Origin of the sequence: Coprococcus intestinihominis (genome assembly GCF_040096555.1) — a bacterium.
In the GTDB taxonomy this organism is placed as follows: domain Bacteria; phylum Bacillota; class Clostridia; order Lachnospirales; family Lachnospiraceae; genus Coprococcus_A; species Coprococcus_A intestinihominis.
The window spans coordinates 1-4,589 of sequence record NZ_JBBMEK010000265.1; the positions used below are offsets into that span (position 1 = coordinate 1).

The window sequence follows — 4,589 nt, forward strand, 5'->3', positions numbered from 1 at the left end:
TGTATCAAAGATAAAATTGCCCAATGAGTAAAAAATCATCTTATCTCCGACGGTCTCATAGTTCATCGGCACATGCGGATGATGACAGACAACCAGATCTGCCCCCATCTCCAGATACGCATGATAACGATCTCTTGTATACGGAGAGGGAATTGCTGTAAATTCCTCACCGCCATGGGCTACAACCACACACCAGCGGCATTTTGTCTTAATCTCCTGAATGGTGCTGCGAATGATCTCCATCTCGCTCCAACTAAGGCAGCCGCCCTTGTCTTCTCCGGCAGGTTTACAGCCGCGCTGATAGCCCACGGCAAAAAGGCCGATACCTCCGGCTTCATCCAGTATCAATGGTCTGGCCGCTTCTGTCATATTCATGCCGACACCAATGGTCTTTGCACCAAATTTCTTTGCTTCCTGAAGTGTCAGGGCCAACCCGTCCTGTCCGGCATCCATAATGTGATTGTTGCAGAGATTCCAGATATCTGCGTGAATATCTCTCAAAACCTTTTCTGCATCAGGATGGATCGTATGCATCAGACGCATCTCAGCTGCCTGTGTCAGTGTCGCCGTATTGTCCACTAAGGGGCCTTCCACGTTAGCCACAACATGATCTGCACTGGTCAGAAATTCTGTAATCTCCGGAGCCAGAAGGTCTTCGTCCTCCCATTTCTTCTCCATATATTTATCAAAACCGATATCGCCGGTAAAGGCGATTGTTGTATTCTTTTTCAATTTCTTATACCTCTGTCTGTTTTCTTCCGCTAACACTGAGCAGAAATGTCTGTCCGGCACAATACCTGACTACTCCAGCCCGCAGACATCCACCATCTTGCCCAGATTGCCTACACAAAGTGCATCTTCTGTATTCACATAACAAATCTTAAAATCGCATTTATGCTTCAGTTCATTAAAACTTCGGATCAGTATCTCCAGCGCCTGATTGTTACCTTCCGGTGCATAATCACTGATGATCACCAATCTGTACATTTCATTGCTGATCTCAGCCGCCTCTACAATCTGCTCCTCTTCGCCCGGCATAAAATCATTCAAAAGATCATAGCATTGCAATAGTGTTCCGCTTATACTGTAAGCTGTAGCAAACTCTTCCGGTGTTTCTCTGAAACCTTCCTCATAAACAGTAAAAGGACGGACAATACCTTCTCTGCTGCCATAAACAAAAGCCTGACCAAACATCAGAGCCCCCATCTTCTCATAAAAAGTCTGTGCATCCCACAGGGCTTCTGTTACTTCCCGCAGACGTTCTGCCTGATGCTTGCCCGGATGCATTTCCCGCAGTATACAGTAGCATACATATACATTATCCGTCTCTGATTTTTCTTTTTTCATGAAAGCCTCCTACTGAATGAAATCTTCTCCTGTCTCTGTCTTCCACTCTGAACTGTGCTCATCTGCTTCTCTATTATCATCATATATCCAAAAGCAAATGTCAATGCATTTTTATACGAAAAGGCCAATAAAATGTAAAAACAGCCGGCAGTGATCTGACCTTATCGTCCAATACCTGCCGGCTGCTGTTCATTCAACACAATCGTTTTTATTTGAGGGCACTCCTTCACAGCACCTCTCGTATTTATTTCTTCTTACGTATCTTCTTAATAATACTAACCACCGCAAATATCACCGCAAACAGAATCACAAAGTACGGAATACTGGCCACAAACCAGATGCACAAATTCTTTGCACTCTCCGCAATGGCTCTCAGACTGTTTTCAAGACCATTCAGCATCTTCTGTCCGATAGAAAGCTCACCGGTCGGTGTCTCATTCTTCACTTCCTGAATGCTGATATTCACGGTGTCGTAATCCACCTGATTATCATAAACTTTCAGCTGAGACATATAGGATTCCAGCTCATAACGCACATCCGTCAAACGGGACTGGATACTCATGGTATCCTCCACTGTCTTCGCCTGCTCCATCAACTTCATCAGCTGCTCCTGCTCTGCCTGAAGTGCTTCCACATGACTCTTCAAATCTGTATAAGTCAGCGTTACATCCTCCACATTCTCCGATTTACTTGTCACATTGGCCATTTCTCCAACCGTTCCGAGAAAATCATCGGTTTTATCCTTTGGAATCCGCAGTGTCAGAGAAGCATATCGACTGTTCTCTGTATAATAGCTGTTGCCATTGACATAAGAACTTTCCACATATCCGCCAAGATTCTGTGTCTCCTGCTGCAGCTGTGTCACCAGATTGTCAAAATCTGTTGTCTCCGCGTCAAGATTAAATGTACGAATCAGCTTCCGGCTGCTTTGACCATTTTCTGTATCTGCACTGTTTGCCGTTTCTTTGCCATTTTCTGCCGTCCCCGCTTCATCCGCTGATGCCTCTGCAACCTCAGTTCCTACCGCCGCTGAAGCCTCATTCTCACTCAACACGACAGCTCCGCCTGATGAATCGGCATCCGCTCCGGTACCCGCTGCAGCGGCCGCATAATTCATGCCGTTATAGTCGGCCGGTGCAGCTTCTTCACCATCACCCTCTGCTGAATAAGCTTCTGCTCCGTCCACTGAATAAGCATCCATGCCATAACTGCTTTTTGATGCTGCCGAAGCCGTTCCATTAGATGCGCCTGCTCTGAACATACCGCCTGCACCCTGAGCTGTACCTAATACAATGATACAAACTGCACACACTGCTGCCGATGTCTTCCATGTACTGCCGCCGGAAAAGATCTTCCCAAGTTTTGCAAAAAAACCTGTCCTTACTTTCTTCTCAGTCCGCACTTCCTTCTCAGGAAGATTGCTCTCAATCTTTGCCCACAGGTCCGGTGCATCGGATTCTGCCATTTTCTTGTAAGCCATTTCAACCTCTTTCTCTGTCATACGCCGACCCTCCTTAACTTTTCCAGACTGTTTTGATATTTCCATGTCACTGTTCCCATAGGAATGCCTAAAACCTCCGCAATTTCCTTAAATGTCATCTGTCCTGCCAGCTTCATTGTCATAATCTGCCGCTCTGTCTCCGGCAGTTTTTCTACCGTCTCTCTGAAATTCATCCGACCGACTACTTCATTTTCCATAGAATCAGCTATTCCCGCGGCTGTATCAGCAGCTGATGCCTCCGGCACTTCCTCTGTCAGCTGTTCTCGTCCGGCCTTTCTCATAAAATCAATGGCCATATTTCTGGCAATCACAGTCATCCATGTCTTATGACCACTCCCGGCCTTATACTGATCAGCCATATTCCACAGCTTAATAAAAAATTCCGCTGTCAGGTCCTCAGCATTCTCCTTATTCTTCACAACACCCCTAATTACTGCATATATATACGAAATATACGCTTCGTATATTTCCTTCAGACCCGTTTTGTCACCCTTTTGCATACGGCGCATACACCGGTCAAATTCCCGATTATTCACACGGCCACCTCACCTTCATCTCATTCAGCTCAAACACATTCCATTCTTTTGTAATCATCCGATTTGTTAAATTCATTACTTAAGTTGCCTTCTATCATCATATACGATTTCAAATCCATTTTTTATGGGGACTTTTTGATTTTTTATCAAAATACAATGATCAATCACCAAATGCATTCCACAAAAACACAAAAGCTGCAAACAACTCAATGTCTGCAGCCTTCAACTGTCTATTCATTATTCTTCTGTAAACGCTTATGTCTGCTCTCACAGGCATTCATAACGCTATAAAATATTAAATCCGTGCGTTTAGCTTCGAATCCGACCCATAAACGTTACCGCTGCAGTTGGCTCAGCCCAGGCACCCTCACGGCACACGGAAGATCCAGCTTAGTGCTGCTCCATTCCTGACCTGACACGGTTCACTGGTTCCCGTTGCGCGAGACCCAAACGTCAACGCTACTTACAGCGGGCTGCTCTACAAATCAAGACCCTCGGCTGAAACATCACCCCTGCTGTAGCGGATTGCAGGTACAGGGCACCGCTATCTCCCCGGCTGCACGGAAGCTTTATAACATATTTCAGCACATGGTCAGCCCATGTTTGTTCATTATACCCCGAAAAAGGGCACTCTGTCAAGCGAAACCTTCCCTGCTTTCATCTGCTTTTATCGGCTGTTTCCAACTGCCGTTTTCCATCCGGCTTCGTCTATCCGTTTTCATCCAGCAATGCCATCACTTCCTTCGACAATTGACCATAGGTACAGCGTCCATCCTTGTCCGGCAGATCAGTTGGCCTGTGGATCACCCTATAATTTTTTCTTTTCCTGCCTTCGTTTTCCATAATGCCTGTGTAATATTCAAACATCCATCCTTTGTGTCTGTTATCCGGCGGCACCCAGAAAATCTCAGAAAGTTTATTATAAACCGCCGTCGGCATCTCTGCCTGCCTGATATCATTTTTTGTTACCAGTAAATAATTTTTTTCAGCATGTTCAACTGCACAACGATTAAAAAGCCGGACCTCCTGACAAACAGGAAAACATTCCTTCGGTAAAGAGGAAAGAATGAAATGAAATGGCACCAACGTTCCTGACAGGACCTCTTCCATATCCAGCATATGATCCAGAAAATCATCCTCCAATTGCTTTGTTCCCTCTTTTCTCCCAAAATCGTATGCCCGCAAAGACTGAATGAGGGGCAGCA

At 45.5% G+C, this 4,589-nt stretch carries 5 protein-coding genes and 1 other RNA gene; all 6 read right to left on the bottom strand.

All coding sequences use genetic code 11. The features are described from left to right. Positions 1 to 768 (bottom strand): CapA family protein (locus WMO25_RS15235; RefSeq protein WP_349086026.1); only part of this gene is annotated, 768 nt, incomplete at its 3' end. Positions 769 to 801: 33 nt separating this feature from the next. Next, positions 802 to 1,347, bottom strand: a complete 546-nt coding sequence (locus WMO25_RS15240; RefSeq protein ID WP_349086027.1) for a hypothetical protein — start codon at positions 1,345 to 1,347, stop codon at positions 802 to 804. Between the two features lie 244 nt (positions 1,348 to 1,591). After that, positions 1,592 to 2,848 carry a DUF4349 domain-containing protein gene (locus tag WMO25_RS15245; protein WP_349086028.1) on the bottom strand — a complete coding sequence of 419 codons (1,257 nt, stop codon included), beginning with the start codon at positions 2,846 to 2,848 and terminating at the stop codon, positions 1,592 to 1,594. Further along, positions 2,845 to 3,384 (bottom strand): RNA polymerase sigma factor, encoded by a 540-nt coding sequence (locus WMO25_RS15250; RefSeq protein ID WP_250799674.1) that lies wholly within the window; start codon positions 3,382 to 3,384, stop codon positions 2,845 to 2,847. The genes WMO25_RS15245 and WMO25_RS15250 overlap by 4 nt, the downstream gene beginning before the upstream one ends. A 301-nt stretch (positions 3,385 to 3,685) precedes the next feature. Then, an RNA gene (gene ffs / locus WMO25_RS15255) (signal recognition particle sRNA large type) lies at positions 3,686 to 3,948 on the bottom strand. A 144-nt stretch (positions 3,949 to 4,092) separates the two neighbouring features. Then, positions 4,093 to 4,589: hypothetical protein (locus WMO25_RS15260; RefSeq protein ID WP_349086029.1), on the bottom strand; the 497-nt coding region annotated here is incomplete at its 5' end.